The 24406-nt window shown below is 69.4% G+C and carries 22 protein-coding genes and 2 pseudogenes; 8 read left to right on the plus strand and 16 right to left on the minus strand.

Annotated elements, in window-relative coordinates; genetic code table 11:
* Nucleotides 1–104: 104 nt before the first annotated feature.
* Entirely contained in the window at nucleotides 105–2276 is a 2172-nt protein-coding gene (locus EPN98_RS12680) for a TonB-dependent receptor (protein WP_293363091.1), read from the minus strand.
* A gap of 157 nt (nucleotides 2277–2433) precedes the next feature.
* Here EPN98_RS12680 and EPN98_RS12685 point away from each other — a divergent pair, with 157 nt between their 5' ends.
* The 4 genes from EPN98_RS12685 (at nucleotide 2434) to EPN98_RS12700 (ending at nucleotide 7868) form a co-directional block, all read left to right on the plus strand.
* A complete protein-coding gene (locus tag EPN98_RS12685; RefSeq protein WP_293363092.1) occupies nucleotides 2434–3717 on the plus strand; it encodes a TetR family transcriptional regulator in 1284 nt (427 codons plus the stop codon).
* Nucleotides 3718–3811: 94 nt separating this feature from the next.
* Entirely contained in the window at nucleotides 3812–5602 is a 1791-nt protein-coding gene (locus EPN98_RS12690) for an NAD(P)/FAD-dependent oxidoreductase (protein WP_293363094.1), read from the plus strand.
* Nucleotides 5603–5618: 16 nt separating this feature from the next.
* The gene (locus EPN98_RS12695) at nucleotides 5619–6788 is read left to right on the plus strand and encodes a serine hydrolase domain-containing protein (RefSeq protein ID WP_293363096.1); all 1170 of its coding nucleotides are present in this window, start codon (nucleotides 5619–5621) and stop codon (nucleotides 6786–6788) included.
* Between the two features lie 9 nt (nucleotides 6789–6797).
* Nucleotides 6798–7868, plus strand: coding sequence for a hypothetical protein (locus EPN98_RS12700; protein WP_293363097.1), 1071 nt, complete (start codon nucleotides 6798–6800; stop codon nucleotides 7866–7868).
* A gap of 77 nt (nucleotides 7869–7945) precedes the next feature.
* On the opposite strand, the gene EPN98_RS12705 is transcribed toward EPN98_RS12700, so the two are convergent.
* The 5 genes and pseudogenes from EPN98_RS12705 to EPN98_RS12725 form a co-directional block, all read right to left on the minus strand.
* On the minus strand, nucleotides 7946–9148 hold the full coding sequence (locus tag EPN98_RS12705) for a CoA transferase (RefSeq protein ID WP_293363099.1): 1203 nt from the start codon (nucleotides 9146–9148) through the stop codon (nucleotides 7946–7948).
* A 2-nt stretch (nucleotides 9149–9150) separates the two neighbouring features.
* Complete coding sequence (locus tag EPN98_RS12710) at nucleotides 9151–10317, minus strand: acyl-CoA dehydrogenase family protein (RefSeq protein ID WP_293363100.1); 1167 nt, start codon at nucleotides 10315–10317, stop codon at nucleotides 9151–9153.
* An 11-nt stretch (nucleotides 10318–10328) separates the two neighbouring features.
* A complete protein-coding gene (locus tag EPN98_RS12715; RefSeq protein ID WP_293363101.1) occupies nucleotides 10329–10655 on the minus strand; it encodes a hypothetical protein in 327 nt (108 codons plus the stop codon).
* Between the two features lie 9 nt (nucleotides 10656–10664).
* Nucleotides 10665–11420, minus strand: coding sequence for an enoyl-CoA hydratase-related protein (locus EPN98_RS12720; protein ID WP_293363102.1), 756 nt, complete (start codon nucleotides 11418–11420; stop codon nucleotides 10665–10667).
* A gap of 119 nt (nucleotides 11421–11539) precedes the next feature.
* Nucleotides 11540–11771 (minus strand): annotated as a pseudogene (locus EPN98_RS12725) (integrase core domain-containing protein); the annotation flags it as partial.
* Between the two features lie 436 nt (nucleotides 11772–12207).
* Between EPN98_RS12725 and EPN98_RS12730 the strand changes: the two are divergent.
* Genes EPN98_RS12730 through EPN98_RS12740 form a run of 3 tightly spaced genes read left to right on the plus strand, consistent with a single transcriptional unit; the run spans nucleotide 12208 to nucleotide 14946 of the window.
* Complete coding sequence (locus tag EPN98_RS12730; protein WP_293363166.1) at nucleotides 12208–12417, plus strand: ferredoxin; 210 nt, start codon at nucleotides 12208–12210, stop codon at nucleotides 12415–12417.
* Nucleotides 12414–13718, plus strand: coding sequence for an FAD-dependent oxidoreductase (locus EPN98_RS12735; RefSeq protein WP_293363104.1), 1305 nt, complete (start codon nucleotides 12414–12416; stop codon nucleotides 13716–13718). The genes EPN98_RS12730 and EPN98_RS12735 overlap by 4 nt, the downstream gene beginning before the upstream one ends.
* Nucleotides 13719–13731: 13 nt before the next feature.
* A complete protein-coding gene (locus EPN98_RS12740; RefSeq protein ID WP_293363106.1) occupies nucleotides 13732–14946 on the plus strand; it encodes a cytochrome P450 in 1215 nt (404 codons plus the stop codon).
* A gap of 4 nt (nucleotides 14947–14950) precedes the next feature.
* Here the strand turns inward: EPN98_RS12740 and EPN98_RS12745 are convergent.
* Together EPN98_RS12745 and EPN98_RS12750 are read right to left on the minus strand one after the other, a co-directional pair.
* Nucleotides 14951–15903 (minus strand): annotated as a pseudogene (locus EPN98_RS12745) (IS481 family transposase).
* Between the two features lie 77 nt (nucleotides 15904–15980).
* On the minus strand, nucleotides 15981–17348 hold the full coding sequence (locus EPN98_RS12750) for an MFS transporter (RefSeq protein ID WP_293363107.1): 1368 nt from the start codon (nucleotides 17346–17348) through the stop codon (nucleotides 15981–15983).
* Nucleotides 17349–17456: 108 nt separating this feature from the next.
* Between EPN98_RS12750 and EPN98_RS24525 the strand changes: the two genes are divergently transcribed.
* Complete coding sequence (locus tag EPN98_RS24525) at nucleotides 17457–17807, plus strand: IclR family transcriptional regulator C-terminal domain-containing protein (protein WP_366558478.1); 351 nt, start codon at nucleotides 17457–17459, stop codon at nucleotides 17805–17807.
* A 475-nt stretch (nucleotides 17808–18282) separates the two neighbouring features.
* On the opposite strand, the gene EPN98_RS12755 is transcribed toward EPN98_RS24525, so the two are convergent.
* From EPN98_RS12755 to trbL, 8 genes are read right to left on the minus strand one after another with little or no spacing between them, the layout of a single operon-like run.
* On the minus strand, nucleotides 18283–18759 hold the full coding sequence (locus tag EPN98_RS12755; RefSeq protein WP_293363109.1) for an AlpA family phage regulatory protein: 477 nt from the start codon (nucleotides 18757–18759) through the stop codon (nucleotides 18283–18285).
* 3 nt (nucleotides 18760–18762) lie between these two features.
* Nucleotides 18763–19044 (minus strand): hypothetical protein, encoded by a 282-nt coding sequence (locus EPN98_RS12760; RefSeq protein WP_293363111.1) that lies wholly within the window; start codon nucleotides 19042–19044, stop codon nucleotides 18763–18765.
* Nucleotides 19041–19634, minus strand: a complete 594-nt coding sequence (locus EPN98_RS12765; RefSeq protein WP_293363112.1) for a lytic transglycosylase domain-containing protein — start codon at nucleotides 19632–19634, stop codon at nucleotides 19041–19043. Before EPN98_RS12765 ends, EPN98_RS12760 begins: the two co-directional genes overlap by 4 nt.
* On the minus strand, nucleotides 19628–20119 hold the full coding sequence (locus tag EPN98_RS12770) for a S26 family signal peptidase (RefSeq protein WP_293363113.1): 492 nt from the start codon (nucleotides 20117–20119) through the stop codon (nucleotides 19628–19630). The genes EPN98_RS12765 and EPN98_RS12770 overlap by 7 nt, the downstream gene beginning before the upstream one ends.
* Nucleotides 20116–21234, minus strand: a complete 1119-nt coding sequence (locus EPN98_RS12775) for a TrbI/VirB10 family protein (protein ID WP_293363114.1) — start codon at nucleotides 21232–21234, stop codon at nucleotides 20116–20118. The genes EPN98_RS12770 and EPN98_RS12775 overlap by 4 nt, the downstream gene beginning before the upstream one ends.
* Nucleotides 21231–22313, minus strand: a complete 1083-nt coding sequence (locus EPN98_RS12780; RefSeq protein ID WP_293363115.1) for a TrbG/VirB9 family P-type conjugative transfer protein — start codon at nucleotides 22311–22313, stop codon at nucleotides 21231–21233. Before EPN98_RS12780 ends, EPN98_RS12775 begins: the two co-directional genes overlap by 4 nt.
* Entirely contained in the window at nucleotides 22292–22975 is a 684-nt protein-coding gene (trbF, locus tag EPN98_RS12785; RefSeq protein WP_293363116.1) for a conjugal transfer protein TrbF, read from the minus strand. Before trbF ends, EPN98_RS12780 begins: the two co-directional genes overlap by 22 nt.
* A 3-nt stretch (nucleotides 22976–22978) precedes the next feature.
* Nucleotides 22979–24400 (minus strand): P-type conjugative transfer protein TrbL, encoded by a 1422-nt coding sequence (gene trbL / locus EPN98_RS12790; protein ID WP_293363118.1) that lies wholly within the window; start codon nucleotides 24398–24400, stop codon nucleotides 22979–22981.
* Nucleotides 24401–24406: the final 6 nt, after the last annotated feature.

Raw genomic sequence — 24406 nt, forward strand, 5'->3', positions numbered from 1 at the left:
GCCCTTCTTCCGCGGCATCGAAACTCTGACCGTCGTCGGCGAGCCCGGCTGAACCTGGCTCACCCCGTCGCTCTTTGACCGACAGACCGCAGAACTCAACTTCCTCAGAAGTTGGCGCGGAGTTCCAGGCCGATCTGACGCGGCGCGCCCCAGCTCACGAAGCGGGAGCCGAAATTGTCCGAGGAGCCCATGCGCACGATGTAGTCCTCGCCCGTCAGGTTGGTGGCGAAGGCGCGCACCCGGTAGGTCCCGTCGGGGCTGTCCCAGATGAGGGCGGCGTTCAGGATGGCATAGGCGTCCTGTGCGTCGAGCGGGTCGTTGAACTCGCGGAAGTAGATCTTCGAGCGGTAGGAGAGATCGGCGCGCGCCGTGATCGGCCCGCCGGCGAGGATCGGATCCGACCGGTAGGCGACCCCGACGTTGATGGAAGTCTTGGGCGCGTTCGAGAGGTAGTTGCCGGCAACGTCCTGTGCGCCACGCGCCGGCGCCAGGGAGTCGACGTTCCGGAAATCGGTGAACTTCGCCCGCAGGAGCGAGACGTTGGCGTTGACCGTCCAGTGCCGGTCCGGCCGCCAGGCGCCCTCCACCTCGACGCCCTTGACCCGCGCGGCGGCGGCGTTGGTGATCAGCGACGTGAGGCCGACGGTCTGATTCAATTGCAGATCCGTATAGTCGTAGTAGAAGGCCGCGACATTGAGGGTCAGCGCGCCGTCCAGCAGGCGGTTCTTCCAGCCGGCCTCATAGGAGGTGACCTTCTCGGGCCGAAACTGCTGGTTGCAGGCTGAGAAGTTGAAACCGCCGACCTTGAAGCCCTTCGAGTAGGTCGCGAAGAGGTTGCTGTCCTCCGAAACGTCGTACTGGGCGCCGATCCGCGGCGTGGTCGAGTTAAAGGTGACGTCGTTGGTCTGCAGGGGACAGGTGATCGTGCGCGGCGCCAGGTTGCCGAACTGCAGGTAGTTGCGCTGCGCCACCGATTGCTTGTCCTTGGAATAGCGCAAGCCGCCGATGATCCGGGCCTTGTCGCTGAGGTTGAAGGTGACGTCCCCGAACACCGCATAGGCCTTGGAGAGGTTCTTGTAGGTCTCGAAGAACAGGTCGCTGTTGGGCGGCAATGGAAAAATGCCAAGAAAGAAGTCGTAGTCGAGGACCTCGTACTTGTGGTCGCGCATGTAAAAGGCGCCCACAACCGCTTCGACCGGGCCCAAGGAGCCGGAGAGGTTTAGCTCCTGGGTAAATGTCCGTGCGCGCTCACGGCGGTGAGCCGGAAAGGCGCTCACGTTGATCGAGTCGTCGTCGCGGTCCTCGCGGTCGGCGATCCGCGAATAGCCGCTGATCGCCTTCAGTTGCGCCTCGCCCAACTCCCAGGTCAGGGTCGACGAGGCGCCTCCGAACTCGCGGTTGGCGGCGATCAGGTCGTTGGCCGAATTGCGCCGCGGCTTCAGCGGTACGATGGCGTTGGCGAGGTAGGGGTTGCGCGACACCGACAGCGGCGTCGGCGTGTTGTAGAGCGTGAAGTAGGACGTCGGGCCGGACGCCGTGAGGCCGTAGGCGGCCACGTCCCAGGTCAGGTCTTCGGTGACGTCGACCTGCACGCGCAGGCGCGCGGACGCGCTCTTGCCCTTGTCGACGTCCTGACCGCCGGGAATGACGTTCTTCACGAAACCTTCGGACCGCTGCCACCGGTCGGCGACCAGACGCACACGGATGCGGTCATTCACGGGCACGTTGATCACGCCCTGGATGCGGCTGTCCTCGTAGGTCGCGTAGCTGCCGAGGATGTAGCCCTCGAACGTGTCGCCCGGCGCCCTGGAGATGAAGTTCACGACGCCGCCGTTGGCGTTACGGCCGTAGAGCGTGCCCTGTGGGCCACGCAGCACCTCGACGCGTTCCACGTCGATCTGCGTGAGGTCGCCCATGGACGGCCTGGGCTGATAGACGCCGTCGGCGTGGATCGCCACGCCGGGGGCGCCCTGGTTCAGGCCGACGCCGCGGATGGTGATGGCGGTCTGGCCGAGCAGGCGGCCGGCCTGCATGCTGGGCACGACGAACTGCAGGTCCGAAGGCTGGCTGATGCCGCGCGCCTCGAGCTCAGGGCCACCGACCGCCGAGATCGCCGCGGGCACGTCCTGGAGATTGCTTTCGCGCTTCAGGGCGGTGACGACGAGTTCGGCGACCTCCGCGCCTTCGCCGCCCGTCTGGGCGAGGGCGGGCGAGGCGAGCAGGGCCGGCGCGGTCAGCGCGGACGCGCACATGAGAATGCGAAGCGATCGTTGCACGGCCTCCCCCTTCACAATTCGCCCGCTCGTTTTCGGCGGCGCGGGGTCCGTGCGGCCTGGACCGCCGACCCTTACTTTGACACCCTGGAGCAAAGGATCGTCTGTTCGTGAAATGCCGTCAAGCGATTTGACATGCGGGTGCGCGTAGGGGCTGTTGATGTCGAATTCCGCACGTGGTGAACCGCTCACCCTCATGCCAAGCAATCCATCTCAAAGTCGCGCGACTCGCGGCGTGAAGCGGGCCAAGGTGCTCGCTGAGGCGGCGAAGGCGCTGAACCATCGCGGCGTGTCGCATACATCGCTGGCGGAGATCGCTCAGCGGGTCGGGGTTTCGCGCGCCGCGCTTTACTACTACTTCGAGGATCAGGAGGACTTGGTCTTCCAATGCTACCGCCAGTCCTGCGAACTGATGGGGCGGATGCTGCGGGAGGCGGAGCAGCGCGGCGGTGACGCGCTCGCGATCATCGACGCCTTCGTCGATGGAATGCTGCGCGAGGATGAGGCCGAGTTCGCGGCGCTGAGCGAGATGGCCTACCTGCGGCCCGATCAGCACAGCATCATCCTGGGCCTTTACGATTCCATCCATGCCAACGTTGCAGCGATCCTCCGGAAAGGCGCAGCGCGTGGCGAGACCCGGCCGTGCGATTTCCGCATCGTCGCGCAGGCCATTATCGGCCTCGTGTCCTGGATCCCACTGGCGCGACGCTGGCGTACGCGCGAGACGCTGAGCGACACCGATCTGGTGGCCGCAACCAAGGAGCTATTGCGCAGCGGCGTGGCCGCCGACCGCCGCGCCGAGGTCAGCTATCGACGGTTCGACCTGACGCCGCCCGGCGTGCCAGTGAACCGGATCTTCGACTCCGAAGTCTTGGCGTCGGCGCGGCGGGAATCGCTGCTGGCGGCGGCGTCGTGGCTCTTCAACCTCAAGGGCGTGGACGCCACGTCCCTCGAGGAGATCGCCCTGTCGCGCGGGGTCACCAAGAAGGTCGTCTATCACAACGTCGGCGACAAGGAGACGCTGGTCACTGAGTGCTACCGGCGATCCTTCCGCATCTACGAGGAGATCCAGGCGCGCGGGCGAGAGTTCAACGGCCCCAGGATCGAAGCGGTCTGCGCGCAAACCCACGCCCTCGCAGAAAGCAGCTTGCGCGATGATATCGCCCCGCTGGCCCCGCTGGCCGGTTTCGAATCGCTCCCGGAAGCCACGCGTGAGGAGATTCATGCCTCCGCCGGCCGGATGATGGAGAGTTCTCTCGTCAGCTATCGTGCAGGTCAGGCCGAAGGGTCGATCCGACCGCTGAACACCCGGGCGATCCTCTCAATGCTCCCGGGTGTCTTCGAGTCGCTTCCGAAATGGTTCGATTCCTTCGACAGCGAGGAGCGGGGCCGGGCGCCCGCCGAACTCGCCGAGCTCGTCCGCATCGGTTTGCAGCCGATCTGACGCGCGTTGAAAATCCTGCCAGGACGTGTCGATGGCGGACGCAGGACCCTGACGCTTGACATGCGCTTTCTCGCGAGAGAGTTTGTGCACCGCAATGTCAAATTCCCTCCCCGGCCCATCGCTCGACTTCGATCCTGACGCCCTTCGGACTCGCTACCGTGCAGAGCGGGACAGGCGCCTGCGCGCCGACGGAACCGCCCAGTACGTCCCGACGGTCGGCGCTTACTCCCGGTACCTCGACGATCCCTTTGCTGCGCCGCTGAGCCGCAAGGCGCTGAGCCTCGACCTCGACGTCCTGGTCATCGGCGGAGGGTTCGGAGGCCTGCTGGCGGCCGCACGGCTGCGCGAGGCCGGGGTCGAGGACCTCCGGATTGTCGAGAAGGGCGGCGACTTCGGCGGGACCTGGTACTGGAACCGATATCCAGGCGCCCAGTGCGATATCGAATCCTACGTGTACATGCCCCTGCTCGAGGAGATCGGGCATGTGCCGACCGAAAAGTACGCGCACGGGCCCGAGATCCTGCGGCACAGCCAAGCGATCGGCCGGACGTTCGGCCTCTACGACCAGACGCTGTTCCAGACCGAAGTGACTGACCTGCGCTGGGACGAGACCGCCTCCCGCTGGATTGCCGCGACCAACCGGGGGGACCTGCTGCGCGCGCGGTTCGTCACCATGTCCACCGGCCCGCTGCATCGCCCCAAGCTGCCCGGCGTGCCCGGCATCGAGAGCTTCAAGGGGCACGCCTTCCACACCAGCCGGTGGGACTACGAATACACCGGCGGCGATACGAATGGCGCCCTGGTGAAGCTTAAGGACAAGCGGGTCGGTATCGTCGGCACCGGGGCCACCGCCGTGCAGTGCGTGCCGCACCTCGGCGAATGGGCCAAGCAGCTCTACGTGTTCCAGCGGACGCCCTCGTCCATCGACGTGCGCAACAACCGCCCCACCGATCCCGACTGGGCCAACTCTCTGAAGCGGGGTTGGCAGCAAGAGCGGATGGACAACTTCAACCAGTGGGTCTCTGGCGGCAGCGCCGATGTCGACCTCGTCGATGACGGCTGGACGGAAGTTCTCGGCCGGATCGGTCGCCAGGGCCTCGGCGGCCCGGACGCCGCCGAGCGCCGGCAGCTCGCCGACTTCCAGAAGATGCAGCAGATTCGCGCCCGCGTGGACTGCATCGTCCACGACCCAGCGACGGCCGAGGCGCTTAAGCCCTGGTACAACCAGATGTGCAAGCGTCCCTGCTTCTCTGACGATTACCTGCCCACCTTCAATCGGCCGACCGTGACCCTGGTGGACACGCGGGGTCGTGGCGTGGAGCGGATCACGGAGCGGGGCGTCGTCGCGGCCGGACGCGAGTACGAAGTGGACTGCCTGATCTACGGCACCGGCTTCGAGTTCCAGACCGACTTCGCCCTGCGCACCGGCTACGAAATCCACGGCCGCGGCGGCCTGACCCTCACCGACAAGTACCGCAACGGAGCCTCCACCCTCTACGGCATCCATACGCGCGGCTTCCCGAACTGCTTCATCCTCGGCAATGCGCAACAGGCGAACACGCCGAACTTCACGCATATGCTCAACGAGGTGAGCCGCCATGTGGCCCACCTGGTGCGGCACTGCCTGGACCGTCAGGTGGCGACGGTGGAGCCCTCGGCCGAGGCGGAACAGGCGTGGGTCGACAACGTGATGTCGTTCGCCAACGCCCGGCGCGCCTTCGATGAGGAATGCACGCCCGGCTACTACAACAACGAGGGCATGCCGAGCGACCTACAAGTCCGCAACGGCTTCTACGGCGGAGGCTCCCTCGTGTTCATCAGACTGCTCAACGAATGGCGCGCCCGTGGCGACTTCGCCGGCATGGAGCTGTCGCCGCGGCCTTGAGGGGCGGGAGGAAGACATGCATCTGCCAAGCTCGGCGATCGCGGTCAGCGGGACCACCGATCCAGCCTTCGCCCTGGTCGCGGAGGTGTTCCGCGAGAACTTTCGACCCGAGGCGGCCTCCCCCGAAATCGGCGCCGCCTTCGCCGTGTACGCGGATGGACGGTGCGTAGCGGATCTCTGGGGCGGGCTGAGGGACCCCGCCACGCAGGCGCCGTGGACGCCGGACACCCTGGTGAATGTCTGGTCGACCACCAAGGGCGTCATGGCCATCGCGGTCGCCCAGCTCGTGGCCGCGCGCAAGCTCGACTACGACGCCCCGGTCGCCCGGTACTGGCCGGAGTTTGCGGCCGAAGGGAAGGACGCGATCACCGTCGGCCAAGTGATGTCGCACCAGTCCGGCCTCAACGGCTTCGTCGTCCCGACGACGCTGGAGGACTTCGGCGACTGGGCTCTGGTCACCGGACGACTGGCCGCCCAGGCGCCGTTCTGGCCGCCGGGCGAAAAGAACAGCTATCACGCCATGACCTACGGCTTCCTGGCTGGCGAGATCGCCCGCCGGGCGAGCGGCCTGATGCCCCGCGATCTGATCGCCGCGGCGATCGCTGGTCCGCTGGATGCGGACTTTCAGATCGGCGCCGCGCAGGTCGACTGGGAGCGCGTCGCCCCCCTGACGCCGCCGGCGCCGCCGCCTGCGGGCGCGCCGGCGGCGGCGTTCGATCCCCTCGCGGTGGCCGCCGTCGTGAACCCGCAGCTGCGCGGCGATGACGCGAACCGGGCGGACTGGCGTTCAGCGCAGATCCCGGCCGGCAACGGCCACGCTACGGCGCGGGCGCTCGCCCGCATCTACGGCGCCCTCGCGAACGGCGGCCGCCTGGACGGGGCAAGCCTGCTCTCGCCGGCCGGTATCGACGCCATGACCGCCGTGCGCACCGATCGCGACGACCTCTTGCTCGGCGCGGGCGCCTGGGCGGCGGGGATGATGATCAACCGCGGCGGCCTGTTCGGCCCGGGCCCGCGGGCCTACGGCCACTGTGGCTGGGGTGGCTCCTACGGCTACGCGGATCCCGACCTCCAGGTGGCGGCCGGCTACACCCCGAACCGGATGAACGCCGGCGTCCTGCAGGATCCGCGCGGCATGGCCCTGGCCGCCGCCGTGGCCGAGTGCGCCGGCCGGGCCGGCAGATAGGAGTCGTCCATGAAGAGCGCGCTTATCGCGGTGAGCGTCTGGCTGCTGGCGGGCCCCGCGCTGGCCCAAGCCGCATGGACGCCGCCGCGCAACGCGTCAGGCCAGTCCGACCTGGAAGGCGCCTGGAGCAACGCGACCATCACGCCCCAGGTCCGGCCGGCGAAGTTCGGCGCCCGGCTGGTGATGACGCTCCAGGAGGCTCGTGAGGCCGAGGGCGCCGCCGAGGCTCAGGTCGAGCGCGGCAATCAGGCGACCGACCCGGACGCCCCTGTCGTCGAGGACGGCCGGGTCGGCGGCTACAACCGCGGCTTCCTCGATCCGGGGACGCGCGTGATGCGGGTCGCCGGACAGCCGCGCACCTCGATCCTGACTACGCCCGACGGCCGCCCGCCGGCGCCGAAGACCGGCGCGGCGATGTCGGAGGAACAGCTGAGGTACCTGACCGTCGCGACGCCCTACATCCTCGACGCCTACGGCTCGGTGGCGGGCGAGGACGAGAGCCAGTCGCAGGCGCGGCGCTACGACAATCCCGAGGAGATGTCCCTGGGCGAGCGCTGCCTCGCCTCGTTCGGCCGCAACGGGCCGCCGCCGATGCTGCCCAATGGCTTCTACAACAACAACTACCAGATCGCGCAGAACCGGGACGAAGTCCTGATCGTGATCGAGATGGCCCACGACGCCCGCCACATCCGGTTGAACGACCGCAAGCACCTACCGGCCCACATCCGTCCCTGGTTCGGGGATTCTATCGGCTGGTGGGACGGCGACACCCTGGTGGTGGAGACCACCAACTTCCCCAAGATCCAAGCGTACATGGGATCCTGGGAGAGGCTGAAGGTGACGGAACGCTTCCGCCGGGTGGCCAAGGACCGGCTGCACTACCAGTTCAAAGTCGAGGACCCCTCGATCTGGGTGGAACCCTGGGGCGGCGAATACGAGTTCGCGGCCCTGCAGGGGCTGGTCTACGAATACGCTTGCCACGAAGGCAACTACGCCATGCCGGGCATACTCGCCGGCTCACGCGCCGCCGACCGCGCGGACGCAGAGGTGAGGTCGCCGGGGGCTTCGGAGCCCCGCTAGCTAGCGAGTGGCATCAGCCGCAGACTGAGGGAATCCGCACGGCATCGGCCCAATGGCGTTCGGTGAAACGCAGATCTCTAGATCACGCCCTCCCTACGTAGCGCCTCGACCTCCTCCCCGACCAGCCCGAGGAGCTCCCGATAGACTTCGGCATTGTCCTGGCCCGCGGCGGCGCTGGGGGTGGCCGGCGTCTGGGCCGTGCCGTGGTAACGCATAGGGCTGCCGGGGACCGCGATGCGGCCCAGCCGCGGGTGGTCGATATCCTCAATCATGCCGCGGCCGCGCATGTGAGCGTTGTCCAAGACTTCGGTCAGCTCCCGCACTGGAGCCGAGGGAACCCGGTGCGCGCCCGTAGCCTCGAAAATCTCCGCCCGCGTGAGGCCGGACGCCCAGGCCTCTACAGCCGCGTCGGTTGCGGCCATGTTCTTCACCCGGTCGCTGTTACGGGCGAAGCGCGGATCGTCCGCGAGTTCCGGCCGGCCCATGGCCGTGCAGAGATTGGCCCAGTGCTCGTCGTTGTTGCAGATGATGGCGAACCAGCCGTCCTGACAGGCGTAGACGTTGTAGGGCGAGACGGCGAGGCCGCTGTGGCGGTTCCCCGTCCGACCGATGGGATTGTCCCGATTGGTGTGCAGCATGCCGAGGCTTGAGGCCAGGGTCGGGAACATGGCCTCGATCATCGCCACTTCCACCAGCCGTCCAAGGCCCGTGCGCTCGCGCTCGTAGAGCGCGGTGACGATTGCGCCATAGAGGTGGGTCCCCGACAGGAAGTCGGCGATCGCGGGCCCGGCCTTCACCGGGGGTCCGTCGGCGAAGCCGGTGACCGCGATGGCGCCGGATGCGGCCTGGATGGTGATGTCCATCGCCAGGTTGTCGCGCTCGGGGCCGGTCAGGCCGTAGCCCGTGGCCGAGGCGTAGATCAGCCGGGGATTGTCGGCCATCAGCACGGCGGCGCCCACGCCCAGCTTGTGCATCACCCCGGGGGCGAAATTCTCCAGGAGCACGTCGGCTTTTCGCGCCAGCGCCCGCATCAGCTCGGCGCCGCGCGGGCTCTTGAGGTTGAGCGTAATGGTGCGCTTGTTGGAGTTGAGCATGGCCAGCGGCAGCGACGCGCCGCCGCCCAGCGCCTCGCGGGCACGCAGGGGCTCGCCGTGCGGCGGCTCCACCTTGATCACGTTCGCGCCGGCTTTCGCAAGCAAGAGGCCCGCATAGGGCCCCTGATAGACCTGGCCCAGGTCGATGACCGTGACGCCGGCGAGCGGGGGAGGACGGTCCGCCATGCCTAGTAGAGCGCTTGGTCGAACAGTTCGCGGGCCATGACGATGCGCTGCACCTCGCTGGGGCCCTCGCCGATCCGGCGGATGCGCATCTCGCGGTACCAGCGCTCGAACGGGAAGTCCTTGGTCACGCCATAGCCGCCGTGGATCTGGATCGCACGGTCGACGACGCGGCTGGCGCCTTCCGAGGCGAGCAGCTTGGCCATGGCGGCCTCCGCGCGGAACGGCTCGCCGCGCTGGGCCTTGCAGGCCGCCGCCAAGGTCGCCCAGCGCGCGGTGCGGATGTCGATCTCGTTGTCCACCACCATCCACTGGATCGACTGGCGGGTGGAAAGCATCGCGCCGAAGGTCTCGCGCTGCTTGGCGTATTCGATGCTCATCTCCTGGGCGCGAATGGCCACGCCGATGCAGCCCGCGGCGTAAGGGATGCGCTGGCGCGTCAGCCGGTCGTTGGCGATGGCGAAGCCCCGGTTCACCTCGCCCAGCACATTGGCGTGCGGCACGCGCGCGTCCTCGAACTGCAGTTCGGTGCCGTAATGGCCGGACCGGAGCGTGTGGACCACCCGGCGAACGTGGAAGCCCGGGGTGTTGGCGTCGACGATGAAACAGGTGACCCCGCCTCGGCCCTTGTCGGCGTCGGTGCGGGCGAAGACGATGCCGAAGTCGGCCACGTCGGCGCCCGAGATGAAGATCTTCGAGCCGTTGATGACCCAGTGGTCGCCGTCGCGCACCGCCCTGGTGCGGATCGCCCTGGCCGGGTCCGATCCGCCGGAGGGTTCGGTCAGTCCGAAGAAGCCGCGCTTTTCGCCGCGCAGCACGGGAAAGAGATAGCGTTCCTTTTGGTCGTCATTGGCCTCGTACAGCTGGGCCAGGCCAGCGCCGCCGAACGCCCCGAAGCAGGGCGAATAGAGCCCCGCGCGATGCTGCGAGGTTTCCATGGCGATCAGGGTTTGCGTCACGATGTCGATGTCCGGGCCGCCGAACTCCGGCGGGATGCCCAGACCATAGAGCCCCATAGCCCGGGTCATGGCCGCGAGGCGGGCCTGGTCCTCAGGCTCGATGCGCGAGGCGTCCGGGTCGAGCTTGGCCTCCAGGGGGACGATCTCCTCGCGCACGAAACGGCGCACCTGTTCGACGATCAGGGCCTGCTCATGGGTCATCTCGAAATCCATGACGGTCTCCCTTAACCCGGACTCAGCCGTCCAAGCCGCCGTCGCCCCTCGGCGGCGTTGCCGCGCGGAAGCTGGCCGTGATCCGCGACATGGACCATCAGGAGCTCCTCATAGCGGCTGAGATATTGCGCGGTGACCTCGGTGCGGAACCGTGCGGCCTCGCCCGCCGCCAGCGCGGCTTGCAGTTCGCTTCTGAGGCCAAACAAGGTGCGCCCGCCCGCATAGCCGATCCGCACGACGCGGCCCTGGGGGTCGCCCAGTTGATAGACGCCGAGTTCGCCCGCCAGCGCGGCCACCGCCTCAGGCGTCAGGTCCGTCCAGGGCTTGTCCAGCCGCACGCCGGCCACCTAATGGCCCTCGAAGCGGGGCGGGCGCTTCTCCAGCATGGCGGCGATGCCCTCGCGCGCGTCGGCGCTGGCCGAGGCCTGGGCGACCAGGGCGTCGATGTCGCCATGCGCGATGCTGTCGCGGAACGTCATCGCCCGGACCATCAGCGCCTTCATGGCCCGCAGCGACAGCGGCGCATTGCCGGCCAGCCGGTCGATCACGGCGCGGGCCGCGTCCTCAAGTTCGGCCGCGGGAACTGCGCGGTGTATCAGCCCCATCTCCGCCATCCTGCGCGCGGGCAAGAGGTCGCCAAGAAGCAGCATCTCGCGCGCGCCCACGGGACCGGCGACCTCCAGGAGTTTCTTGGCCAGGAACCAGGACGGGGCGAGCCCGATCTTGGCCAGAGACATGCCGAACCGGGCGGTTTCGGCGGCCACCACGAAATCGCAGTGCAGCGCGAGCTCGTTGCCGCCGGCGATGGCGTCGCCCTGCACCACGGCCACCACCGGCAGGGGATGGAGCTCGATGGCGTGCAGCATGGCTTCGATGGCCGAAGAGCCGATCGTCCCGCCGCCGCGTTCGCGCAGGTCCAGGCCTGAGCAGAACACCGGCCCTTCGGCGCGGATCACGGTCACCCGCTCGGTGGCATCCGGCTGACGGGCGAACGCCTCGGTCAGGCCGGTCAACATCTCGGCGTCCAACGCATTGCGTTTTTCGCCGCGTGTCAGCGTCACCTCGCGCACAGCGCCGTCGCCGGTCACTTTGACCTTCGCCATCACCACTTTCCGATAAGGACCCAAGCCCTGATTTGACGAGGCGCTACCGACCCCGGTTCACATATAGACATTTGCCGATAACATATATCTGGTGACCTGCCACCCCGCCGGTCCCTCGATCATTGTGGGAGCCCTTTGGGGTTGGCAGTCGATCTCCATCGCCGGCGGTAGCGGCTGGGCGGCGGAGCCTTCGAGGTTGCGCAGCGACTGGCGGGGGGGTTCAGCCGCACCGCTCCCGGCGTCAGGCCGCCGTGCGCAGGGTGTGGTCGCACGTGGTGGTAATCGAGACGCCAACGCTCGATCATGGTCCGGGCTTCGGCCATGTTGGCTTTCGTTCAGGCACTCGTCGCGCAGCATGCCCCCGGCCTTCGCCAGGGCAGGCTGTTCCCTTTTGGGCTCGCGCGCCCGGCGCTCTGCCGAAAAGCCCCGCATTGACCGGCAATCGCCCTGACGAATGAGTTCATCTCGGCACCTAAGTGGAAAATCGATTGCCAACCCCGGTGGCTGACTTATCTTCGCCGACAGGGCTGAAGGTTCACCCCGACACGGCGCATGATCGGCGCGGAGCCCGGACGGGCAGCGGAGGAAATGGCTTGGCAGGCTCATGGCGTGAGCGGCGCGCGGGATGGTCTGTCCTGCTGGGGGCGATGCTCGGCATGGGCGTCGGCAACAGCCTATTCGGCGATGTCAACGGCTCCGTCGTGACATCCCCCACGGCCGGCCTTGCAACGGGCCGTCCTGCCCGACCTGCGTCCCAACTCATTCTCGAACCCGCGGTCGCCGGTTGATGCGCATCCTCGTCGATCTCAACAAATGCCAGCTCTACGCCCAGTGCTGCTTCCTGGCGCCGGACGTCTTCAAGCTCGAGGGTGAGGAGGTGCTGGTCTACCATCCCGCCCCCGATGAGACGATGCGCGAACGGGTGCTGCGGGCCGCCGCCGCGTGCCCGGTGCTGGCCATCGTGGTGGAGCCCGTCGGCGCGGATAGCTCGCCATGAGCGCGCCCTGCGACGTCGTCATCGTGGGTGCCTCGCTTGCCGGTCTGCGGGCCGCCGAGGCTCTGCGCGAGGGCGGCTATGCCGGCCGCCTCACGCTGGTCGGGGATGAGCCGCACGCGCCTTACGACCGGCCGCCGCTGTCCAAGCAGGTGCTGAGCGGCTGGGTCCGGCCGCAGGAGACGTTCCTCCCCCGCCTGCATCCGATCGCCGGGGCGTGGCGGCTTGGCGTCGCGGCCTCGGGCCTCGACACGGCGGCGCAGCGGGTCGACCTCGCCGACGGGACCGCGCTGGATTACGACCGTCTGATCATCGCCACCGGCACGCGCGCCCGGCCTTGGCCTGTCGAGGCGGAAGCGGGCCTTGGCGGCATGCACCTCCTGCGAACGCTCGACCATGCGGCGGCCCTGACCGCGGCCCTGGAGGCCAAGCCCAGCCGGGTCCTGGTGGTCGGGGCGGGCTTCACCGGCTCGGAGGTCGCCTCCGCCTGCCGCGACCGGGGGATCGAGGTCACGGTCGTGGAACAGGGGTCGACGCCGCTCGCCGCCGTGCTCGGGCCCGTCGTGGGTGGTCACGCCGCGATCCTGCAGCGGCGCGCCGGCGTCGATCTGCGGTGCGGCGTCTCGGTCACAAGCCTGTTCGGCGACGTTCAGGGCCGGGTTCGCGGTGCGCGCCTCTCGGACGGAAACGTGGTCGAGGCAGATGTGGTCGTCGCCTGCCTCGGGGCGGTGCGCAACACCGAGTGGCTGGCCGGCAGCGGGGTCCAGGCGGGCCCCGCGGGGGTCCCCTGCGATGCCGCCTGCCGCGCGCTCTCCGCCGACGGCGCGCCGACGGATGACATCTTCGTCTGCGGCGACGTCTCCCACTTCCATCACCCTCTGGCGGGGGAGCGTCGCATCGCCCTCGAGCACTGGGGCAATGCCATCAACCAGGCGCGGGTCGCGGCGGCGAACCTGCTGCGGCCCGGATCGGCGACCAACGCGACCGCTCTGCCCGCCTTCTGGTCCATGCAGTTCGGCGCCAATTTCAAGTCCGTGGGCCTGCCGAGCCACGGCGAGCAGGTGATGATCGTGCAGGGTGCGCTCGAAACCGGCCGCTTCGTCGCCGCCTACGGCCGCGGTGGGCGGATCGTCGGCGCGATCGCCGTCAACCAGGCGCAGTGGCTGCCGTTCTACGAGCAGCAGATCCTGGCCGGGGCGGCCTTCCCCCCCGACTGGCGTGTTGTCGACCAGCCACAGGGCGCCACGCCGCAGCCCGCCGGTTTCCCCGGAGCCACACCCGGCGCCGCCTACGCCGGCGCCTGATCAGGATCGCCCGATGTCCGAAACCCTGGCTTCCGACCGCCCCCAAACTCCGATGCAGGCGATCATGGATCCGGCCAGCAGGGCGGACCCTTACCCGCTCTACGAGCAGCTGCGCGAGAAGCCGGTATGGCATGAGCCGGACGGCTCCTACGTGATCAGCCGGTACGAGGACGTGGCGCGCCTGATCCGCGATCCGCGTCTGTCGGTCGAACCGCAGAATTCGCCGCGCGGCGGCCAGGGGCTGAGCTTCCTCAACATGGACCCGCCAGCTCACGACCGGCTGCGGCGGATGACGATGCGCCACTTCGGTCCGCCGAATGATCCGGGCCGCGTCGAAGCTATGACGCCGGCGCTGGAGGCCATGGTCACCAGCCTCATCGACGCCGTGCGGGGGCAGGACCGCATCGACGTGGTGGCCAACGTCTCCTACCCCTTCCCCGTCACGGTGATCGCCGACCTGCTGGGCGTGCCGCGCGAGGATGAACCGCGGTTCCATGCCTGGGCCGAAGGGATCGTCCAATCCCAGGACCGCGACCCGCGCGAGCCCGGCCGGCGCACGGAAAGTGCGGAGAAGGCGTTCCAGGAACTCGCCGGCTACATGTTCGACCTGATCAGCCAGCGGAAGGGCGCGCCTCGCGACGACATGCTCTCGCGGCTGGTGAACGACGACGGGCCGGACGGGGTGATGGAGCCCGGCGAGATGATCTCCGTCTCGGTGCTCCTGCTGCTGGCGGGTCACGAGACGACCGTGAACCTCATCTCAAACGGCATGCTGACCATGCTTCGCCAGCCGCACCTGCTGCAGCTGCTGAAGGACAACCCCGCCATTGCGCCCGGGTTCGTCGAGGAGATGCTGCGCTACGAGCCGCCCGTGCACTTCACCTTCCGCGGCGCTCTCTGCGACCTCGATGTCGGCGGCGAGACGATCCCGAAGGGCTCGGCGCTGCAGCTCATTCTGGCCTCGGGCAGCCGTGATCCGCGCCGGTTCGAGAGGGCGGACACCTTCATCGCCGATCGTCCCAACAACCAGCACCTGGGGTTCGGCAGCGGCATCCATGCCTGCTTCGGCGCGCCGCTGGCCCGCCTGGAAGGCCAGATCGCCCTGAAAGAAATGGCCCGGCGGCTGGTCAATCCGCGGCTGCTGCAGGACCCGCCGCCATATCGCTTCAACCCCACCCTGCGCGGGCCCCGCGCGCTGCCGGTCGCGATCGACGGGGTCCTGCCCTAGGTGTTCAGTCCGAGGTCAAGTGGACCGGATCGAGTCTGAAGCGCTCCGGCTCGTCGGCCCAGGCCTTGCAGGTGTCTTCGTAAGGTGTGACGCCGCGTAAGGTCTTGAGCCGCCTCGCGAAGTTGTAGGCGTCCAGGAAGTCGGCGAGTTGGTCTTCGCGCTGCAGGCGCGTGTCGTAGTGGGAGCGCCGGACAGCGGCCTCCTTGAGGGTCCGGTTCATCCGCTCGACCCGGCCGTTGGTCCAGGGGTGGTTTGGCTTGGTCAGCCGGTGCTCGATGCCGTGCTCCAGGCAGAGGCGGTCGAAGGGATGGCCACGCCATCTGGCGGTGAAGCCGTCGCGGTTCTTCGGCAGGTCGGCAAACTGGATGCCGTTGTCCGTCAGCACCGTGTGGATCTCGTAAGGCACGGCGGCGACGAGCTCGTCGAGAAACTCTCGCGCCGTGACCGTGGTCGCCTTCGGCTTCAGCCGGGCGAAGGCGTTACTTGGAGGTTCGGTCCACGGGCACGAAGAGGTGCAGCTTGCTCGGTACGGACCTCGGCGATGTCGATGTGGAAGTGGCCGAGCGAGTAGCGCTTGAAGGCCTTCTTGGCGGTCTTGTCGCCTTCGACCTCGGGCAGCCGGCTGATGCCGTGCCGCTGGAAGCAGCGGTGCAGGGCTGAGCGGGTGAGGTGCGGCATCGTCGCATGGGGCGCATACTGGCAGTCGTCCAGCGGCAGCAGCGTATGCTTGCGGAAGGCGACGACCATCGCCTCTCCCGCGGCCGTCAGCACGGTCGAGCGAGGCGCCTTCGGGCCCATCGGCGCGTCGGGGAGGAAGCTCCGCTTCCTCCACTTGGCGATGGTCTTGCTGTTGAGGCCATAGCGGGCAGCTAGCTCTTTGAGCGGAGCCTTCGATCGCAGTTTCGCAGCTCGGATGGCGTGCGTTGTCGTGGCGCTGCCGTGGAGGACCTGGCTCATAACGCCTCCCGGTGTGCGCACTCAGCTAAGCTGAGTCCCCCACACACCGGGACCAGACATCTAGTCTAGGGGCCTGCCTATGCCCGCCTCGTTATCCCGAAGCCCGCGGCGGCCTCCAACGCCTGACGGTAGGGCTTCAGGGCCAGCCAGAGGAGCACCGCGGCCGTCGGGTACGCCATCGCCGCGAGCACCGACAGGGAGTAGCCGAGCGCCCCCTCTGACCGGAACACGAACTCGGTCAGCAGGGCCACGATCAACGGCGCCAGGAGGAGGGCAAAGAAGTTCACGAAGGTAAGGTAGACGGCGACCATCTGACCGCGCATCTCGTTGGGCGCGATGGTCTGCATCACGGCCGCGCCGAGTCCCGGTGTCAGCGCCATCAGAAAGGTGAGCGGGACCATGGCGGCCACGGCGCTCCAGGCCTCGCCCATCAGGCCGAACGCGACCGCGAAGGGTGTTACGATCACGCATTTCAGCGCCGCCAGCCGCATCGGACCGTCGCGATAGCCCCGAGCCATCAGCCATGTTGCGATGGCTCCGCCTGAAAAGCTGCCGAGGATTCCGAAGATCATCGCGACCAGCCCGAAGCTGACGCCGGCCTGCGCCCGGCTCATCTCGTGCGCGCGGATGAAGTATTCGGCGCCCCAGGCGAACAGCGAATAACCCTGCAGCGCCATCAGGAAAAAGCCGCCAAAGTGCAGGCTGAGAAGCACCCATCTGGCGCGCGCGAACCGGACGATGTCGGCTATCGGGACGCTCTGCCGGACTTCTACCACCCGTCCGGTTCGGGCGGGCTCGCGAAGCCCCGCCGCGAGGACCGCGACCAGGACTCCCGGCAGCCCGACGACGAGGAATGCGGCCTGCCACGGGTACATGTCGCCCACAATCGGAACGACTAATGCCGGCTGCATCTCCAGGTGCTGGATGAGCGGACCCCCGACGAAGGAGGCGAAACCGACGCCAAAGAAGGTGGCGCTCTGGAAAATCCCGACGGCCAGCGGCAACTGCTTCTGCGAGAAATAGTCAGACATCATCGAGTAGGCGGCCGGCGGGAGGCTGGCTTCGCTGACTCCCACGCCCATCCGGGCGAGGAAGAGGGTCGAATAGCGGTGCGCCAAGGCGCTCGCCGCGGTGAGCAGACTCCAACAGAAAATCCCGCCGGCGATGATCCACTTGCGGCTGTAGCGGTCGGCGAGCCGCGCCATCGGGAAGCTCGCGAGGGTATGGAGCGTCGCGAACGCCGCCCCGAGCAGCAAGCCCATCTGAGTGTCGGAGATCTGCAGATCGCGCTTCACCGGCCCGATCATCAGCGCGAGGACTTGGCGGTCGATGGCCGAGATCGTCGCGGCGAGCGTGAGAACGATCACCGCATACCAAGGATACCACGCGCCAAATTGCCTCGGGGCCGGAACCGGGCCGTCCGCTCGCTTGGAATTGCCGGACATGAGGAACTCATCAGCTAACGGAGCGGAACAACCCGGGGCTCGCTTGGCCTCCAGGCCGCCCACGTCATCGGCCGAACAGGACCGAGGGCCTGACGGTGACTGCTCGGTATCGGGAAAGTCCTTCTCGCTCACCTTCCCCCAGAAATGCTGGATAGATATCTGGACGATGGGCCATTTATCCCAATGACAGCGAACACACTGACTGAACCTGAGATGATCCGAGAAGAACTCAACCAAGTGCGGGTTCAAGGCTACGCTCTTGATCGCGCCGAAGCCGCGGAGGACTTGTATTGCGTCGCGGTGCCAGTCCACGATGCCCAAGGCCAAGCGGTGGGGGCGCTTTCGATGTCGGGCGCCGGCGGGATGGACGACTGCGGACACCTTACGCCTGACTTAATCGAGTGTGCAAAAGCGTTGTCTGCCCGCCTTGTGCCTTTTGGTGATTGTTTTGTCGGGTGATGACACCTCAACTCCGGCAAGTCATCACGGCAGGATCCGGTCCATCTTCCTGGCGCCGCGCCGGTCGAGGGCCTTTCGATCGGCGAAGGCGGTGAGCGCCAGTCGGGTCGAGGCCAACGAGGGCGATGTCCAGGCCGTGCAGCAGGCCCGTCGAGTCGCCGGGCGCCGGCGGGGAGGCGCGCCAGCAGGGTCGGGCCGGCGACGAGGTTGAGCCGGTGGCGGGTTCCAGCACCGCCGCAGGCACAGTGTCCCGCAGGATCGCTGGCAGTCCCGGCGCGGTCCGCCCGACGCCGGTCGGGATGAACACTGAGACGGCGTCCCTACTCCCCGGGCTCGGTTTCCCGACCCCACCGACCCAAGCCGCAAGAAGCCTGCGACCGGCCATTGTCGACAAGGCGTTGCGATGCGGACCAATCGCTCAAGCCGCCGACGAGCGAGGCCTCGAGCCGCGACAGGCCCGAGCCGTCGTCCGGCGTCAGAAGTCGAACCGCATTTGTTGGGCGATGGCCTGGGCGTGCTGCGATCGCCGACGCAGTGCGGGCTTGCGCGGCGCGAGGCCCGCGGCCGACTGTACCGGGCGCGGGTCAGATTTGCGGTCGAGATGCGGCGGCGCGGACCCACTGTTGGGGCACGCCGCCTCCGACGGCCCGGTATCTCGGGACCTTGCAGCGAGGGCGGGCTCTGAGATCGCCGCGCCACCCGGAGCCGTAGCCTGAGTTGGCCTTGAGGCCCGCGCCGCACTGTGGTCGCGCGACACACGCCAGGCCTCGACCTCGTCCTCCCGGTAGCCGACCCGCCCCGGCGAGATGGCGTAGGGCGCGGGGAACTCGTGGCGCTTCTGAAGGCGCCAGGCCGTGGTGCGGCTGAGGCCGGTGGCGCGGGCGACCTCCTTCCACGGCAGGAAGCGCCCGCCACGCGCGTCAGGATCGACAAAGTCCTTCCAGTTCGACATCGTTCACCGGTCGCTTTCCTGGACGGGGGCCCCCGGCGCGCGCGAGGCTCTCAGGCCCGTCCGCTGCTGCAGCGCCCAGGCGCGAAGCTCGCCGCGGGGATAGAACGGCTTGCGCCTTATGTGACGGCACGGCGGGCCGTCCTGCCCGACCGACCAGATGCGGGCCAGGGTGGCCGGCTTCATGCGGACGTTGAAGCGGGAGAGGTAGGCAGAGGCCTCTGCACGTGTCAGGAGGTCTTCGTCGTGCTCGCGCGTTGCGGTCGTTTCCGGCTCGGAGGAGATCATGGATTCGCCCTCCGACAATCGCCGCGGGTTCGGATCGCGCGTCCCGCGGTGAGCGCCAGGTAGCAATCGACCACAGCGGCGACATAGGCCTGGGTCTCGGGAAGATTCGGGACCCGCCCCAGGCGGGCCACGCGCTCGGGCCCGGCGTTGTAGGCCGCCAGGGCGAGCCTCACGTCTCCGAACCGGACCAGCTGGCGGGCCAGGTAGTCGGCGCCCCCGGTGAGGTTGGCGATGGGATCGAACCGGTCCGCGACCCCGAGCTCACGGGCGGTCGCGGGCATGAGCTGGGTCAGCCCGCCCGCGCCAACGGGTGAGATGGCGCGGACCTGGTATGAGCTTTCCACAGCCACAAGCGCATGGAGCAGCTTCGGGTCGAGGCGGTGCCGCGCCGCCGCGTCTTCGACGGCGGCCTGGAGCGGCTGGGCGAGCGGGGCAAGCTGCGGCGGGCCGGCCTCTTCGGGACCGGGAGCCGCCGCCGACGCAGCGACGGCGAAGATGTCCCCGCCGGCGCGGCGCCAGTCCGGCTCGGCCGCGCAGGCCCCGCCCGCCAGCAGGGCGACCAGTGCGCCCAAGGTTCCAAGGTTCACCATCGCCAGACCTCCCTGTAGCCGCCCAGGACCTCGTCCGCTTGAACCGGCCCGAGGTATCGGCTGTCGAAGCTCAGCGGGGTGTCGCCGAGCACCAGGACTTCGCCGGCGCCGAGCCGGTGGCAGCCCTGCCACTGGGGCAGGTCTCGCCCTCGACGGTCCTGCGCCAGGGCGAGCGCCGAGCCGCGGGGCCAGGTGAGGCGACCGCCCGTTCGGCAGGCCACATCGCCCTCCGTGGCGACCACCCGCTTGAGCAGGCGTGCGTGGGGCCCCGCGCCGAGCCGCGCCAGGTAACGGCGGCCCTCGGGCGGCGGCTGGAAGGCGATGATGGCGCCCAGCGCGGGCGGTTCGCCCGTCAGCCGGTAGACGCCTTTCGGCAGGCTAGCGGACTCGTTGATGATCAGGACGGGAGATGCGCGCAGGCAGGCTGCCGCCAGGCCCGCGGCGGACAGGGCCAGGAGACCGCAGGCGAGTGGGGCGAAGGTCATGGCTGGTATGGTTCCAGCACCAGGTCGCGGGTCACGAAGACCCGCACGCGCGAACCCGGCCGAAGGGTGATGGAGGGACGCACCTCGAGCTCGCGGTCGATCAGCTTTCCGCCGATCTGCGCGGCCTCGATCGCGGCGGCGTCGCCGGCGTCGCCGAGGAGGCCGCCCGCCGTGTCGTCACGGTCGCGCGCCGCCTGTCCCAAGGTGGTGATGGCTCCGGCGAACAGCGTGGCGATCGCCAGGGAGCCCAGCCGGCGATCCACCGCGCCGCGCACGCCGATCGCGCCGGCCGCATCGACGCCCGGCTCCTTCGGCAGGATCAGGCTCTTGCCGTTCGGCAGGATCAGGCGCTCCCAGACCACGAAGGCGCGCTTGTCGCCATGCCGGCTCTCGCCCTCGTGGCGGCCGATGAGGCGCGCGCCTTGCGGAATCAGCAGGTGGCGGCCCGTGACGGTGTCGAAGACGTTCTCGGTGACGCTCGCCGTGACCGGGCCGCCGCGGGTCGTGTCGAGGGCGGTAAGGAGCGCCGCGGCCACCACGGTCCCGGCCTTGACCTCATACGGACTGATCGGAGCCAGCAGCGGGCGGGCGTTGTAGACGGCCGCGAGGTCGGCGCGGCCCGGATCGGCGGCCTCCCCGGACACCGCGGCGGCGCGTCCGGCATTGGCCGCGAAGAACAGCCCGGAGCCGCGGGCGTCACCGGCCAGGCCCGCAGGCGTCGCGCGCGGTGGCGGTGGCGCCGGCCGCCTGGCAGTTGCCGTCGTGGGCGCCTCCTCGGCTTGCGGCTTCCCTGGGCCGCGTGGGTCGGGGAGGCGGTCCAGGTCAGCGTAGGTGGCCGGCCCGTCGGTGACCCGATCACTCGGGCGCACCGCGCCGCGCGTCTCGGCCGGCCGCCCCTCCAGCCTGGCGTCATGGGCTCGCGCCCGCAGGTCGGGCTGGACGACAAAGGCCCAGGCCAGGGAGCCGGCGACGAGGCCGGCGCCGGCCATCACCGCCCCCACCACCACCCCGCGCCGCAACCGCACGACCGCGGGACGTGGCGCGCGCGCGTCCAGCGGCGGCATGGCGGTCTTCGGCAGGGGGGCGTCGGGCCCGCCGGTCACGGTCTCGCTCACGACGCCCCTCCCGTGCGCTCGATCCGCACCACCTGCGGGCGCCGGCCGCCTACGCGGAGTTCGGCGGCGGAGAGCACTCGGTCGACGACCCAAAGGGCGCCTTGCTGGCGGTAGTTGACCAGCTGCGGATCGCCCGAGGGGCTGAGGACGAAGAGGGCCGGCGCCTCGGCGGCCATGACGCCGGGCGGGAAGCTCAGGAACGTGCGCACGCCATCGGTGGCGACCGCCGACGGCGTCCACGCCGGGGGGCGGCCCCTGGGCTTGATCCGGAAGCCTGCATCGAGCGGCCCTTGCGGCTCCACCAGGGTGGCCGGCGCCGGAGAGGCGGTCGCCGTGGCGGGCATCGCGGCGTCCAGCACCGATCCCAGGTCCCAGGTGACCGCGGTGTTGAAGGCGTTGGCCTCGCCGCTGCGCAGCTGCAGCAGGTAGATGCGGCGGTTGGTGGCGAGGACCAGGTTGGTCTCGAGCCCACGGACCAGCGGCTTGATCATCACATGGGTGCGCTGGTCAGGTCCTTCGCCCGACACCGTCTCGCCGATCAGCCAGCGGACCGTGTCGCCCGCGGCCTTGGAGATCACCGTCTCGCCGCGCGAGAGCGTGAGGGTCGTCACCCGCAGCGGCGCGGTCCACACCTCGTAGACCCGGCCGGGGTCGTAGGCGAACACCTGCACGCCGCCCAGAAAGGCGCGCGCCCGGGAGGTCTCGCGGGCGGAGAGGTTCGCCGCGGCGATCGCGGCGCGGCCGCTCGGCGGCGCCGGCGGCGCTGTCGCGCGATCGCGCGGCGCTGCGCCTCCGCGGGGCCTGTGCAACCGTGGGGCCCGGCCCGGGTTGGGGATCGGCGCCATGGTGGCGAACGCGCGGGGCGGACGCGCGTCGGCCTCGACGGCCGCAGCCGGCGTCTCGCCGGACGCGACGTCGCGGGCCTCGTGTGGCGCGGTGAGCGTGGCCGCCGCTGGAGGCGCCGGGACGGCGAGCGGCGCACCGGCGGCGGGCTTCGGCCCGACCAGCCGCGGGAGGTGCTGGCAGCCCGCCAGCGCGAGTGCGACGGCGCCGAGGATTACGAGGCGTCGGGGGTCCATGACACGTCCTCAATGCGAAGTCCGAGAGGGTTCTTCAGCAGCTCGGCCTCCGTCTTCGGCGGCTCCAGCTTGAAGGTGATCAGGGACCGCCAGCGCTCCTGCCCGGCCTGCTGGCCGTTGACGAAGCGGGTCTCGCGCCACTGGAGGTCATAGGTCCGCGCGCTGCGGCGCACGACGTTCAGGATCTCGACATTCACCGCCTCGCGGCCGATCTCCGCGAACGGGTCGTGGGTCTGGGCCCAGGCGTTCAGGAAGCTCGCTGCCTTCGGCGTGGCGAAGTCATAGGCCGAGAGCCAGTTCTGACGGATGACCACGGGGTCCACGGGCTTGGCGCGCACATTGCGGATCCAGGCCGCCAGCGCATGGCCCACCTGGGCCTCAGTCGGCTCGTAGCGGCCGTCGAGCGCCGTGATCCTCTGCGTCTGACCCCACTGGCTGACCTCGACCACGAACGGCCGGACCACGGCCTGCTGCGCCTGCATCCACCAGCCCGCGCCGAGGAAGGCGGCCACGCCCAAGTTGGCGAAGGCCATCCGCCGCCAGTTGCGGGCGTGCGCCAGGCTGAGGCCCATGCGCTCGTCCCAGATCTGGCCGGCCCGCTGGTAGGGCGTGGCGACGGGGGCGGCGGACAAGGGGCGCTTGGGTCGGAAGAACGGGTGCATCGCTCAGGTTTCCTCGTCGCGGAGCTGCGGAGAAATCGCGCCGGAGGTCTCGTTTCCGGGCAGCAGGGCGCGGCCCGCGTTGGCCACGAAGAAGGCCTGCAGGGCCGCGCCGCGACCGCTCCGCGGCCGGGCCTGCGGGCCGTGGTCCCTGTCTTGCGCGGCGCGGTGGAAGTCGCGCCGCGCCGCGTCACTCTCCTTCGCGAGGGTTTCGGAAGGACGCGGCGTGGCGCCATCGGTCGCCGGGTCGGCCGGCGCCGAGGGGGTCGCTTCGGACGGCGCCGGACTGCTGGCGTCGGGGGAAGCGGGGGTCGATCGCGCGGTCGGTCGGACCGTGCCTTCGTCGAGGCCCGGAGCCCCGCCGGGAGACGGCGCGCCGCCGCCGCCGCCGCCGCTGCCGCCAGGACCTCGCGGCGCCGGACCGGCCGAAGGCGGCGTGCCGCCGGGCGACGCCCCTGGGGGCGCCCTTCCGGCAGGCGGCGTCCGGCCGCTCATGGCGCCGGCCGCCGCGCGAAAGCGCGAGGCGACATTGGCCGTTGCGGCGCCGAGGCCGGTCGCGCCGGCGACGGCGCCCACCGCGGCGCCGCCCACCGCCAGGGCGCCGGAGGCGAGGGCGCCAGCGCCCAGCGCCGGGCCGCCGGTCACCAGCGCCGCGGCGAGGTTGGGGATGAACAGCGCCAGCATGGCGAGCAGCAGCGAGGCGGCCAGGATCGCCAGGGCCTCGTAGAGGTCGGGGTTGGCGGAGGGCTGCAGCTGGTCGAAGACCGAACGCGCGCCCGAGACGACGATGGCCAGCGCCAGCACCTTGAGGCCCGACGACACCACGAAGCCGAGCGGTCGCTCCGCCAGGAAGGAGGACTTCGACCAGATCCCGAACGGCAGCAGGACGAAGCCGCCCAGGGTGACGATCTTGAACTCCAGCAGAGTGACGATGATCTGCAACGCCAGGACCGCGAAGGCGATCATGATGCCGATCATCGCCAGGCCGAGGATCAGGGCGTCGGTGAAGGCGCCCACCACATCGAGCGGGTTCTCGCCGAAGGCCGGCGTCTCGCCGAGCGCCTTCACGATGTCCCAGCCCTGCTGGAGGATGGCGCCGGGGTTCAGGAAATCGGCGCGGGAGAGATTGCCGCCGCCGGCCCGGAGTCCGAGGTCGACGAACCCCGCCTGGATCACCAGCGACAGCCGCTCCCAGTCGTTGATCAGATAGGCGAAGGATCCGATCAGCAGCACCTTTCCGAAGCCGCTCGCCAGCACCTCGCGGTTCGATGACAGCGCCCACTGGATACCGGTGAGCGCCACCACGAGGGCGATCATGAGCCCGAAAACGCCATTGACGGGACCCTGGAGCGCCGCGAACCCCGCTGAGACGGTGTTCGAGAACACCGTCATCAGGTCGTTCGGCGTCTGCATGCTCACGTCGGCCATGACGCG

The sequence above is a fragment of the Phenylobacterium sp. genome (assembly GCF_004299445.1).
Taxonomy (GTDB): domain Bacteria; phylum Pseudomonadota; class Alphaproteobacteria; order Caulobacterales; family Caulobacteraceae; genus Phenylobacterium.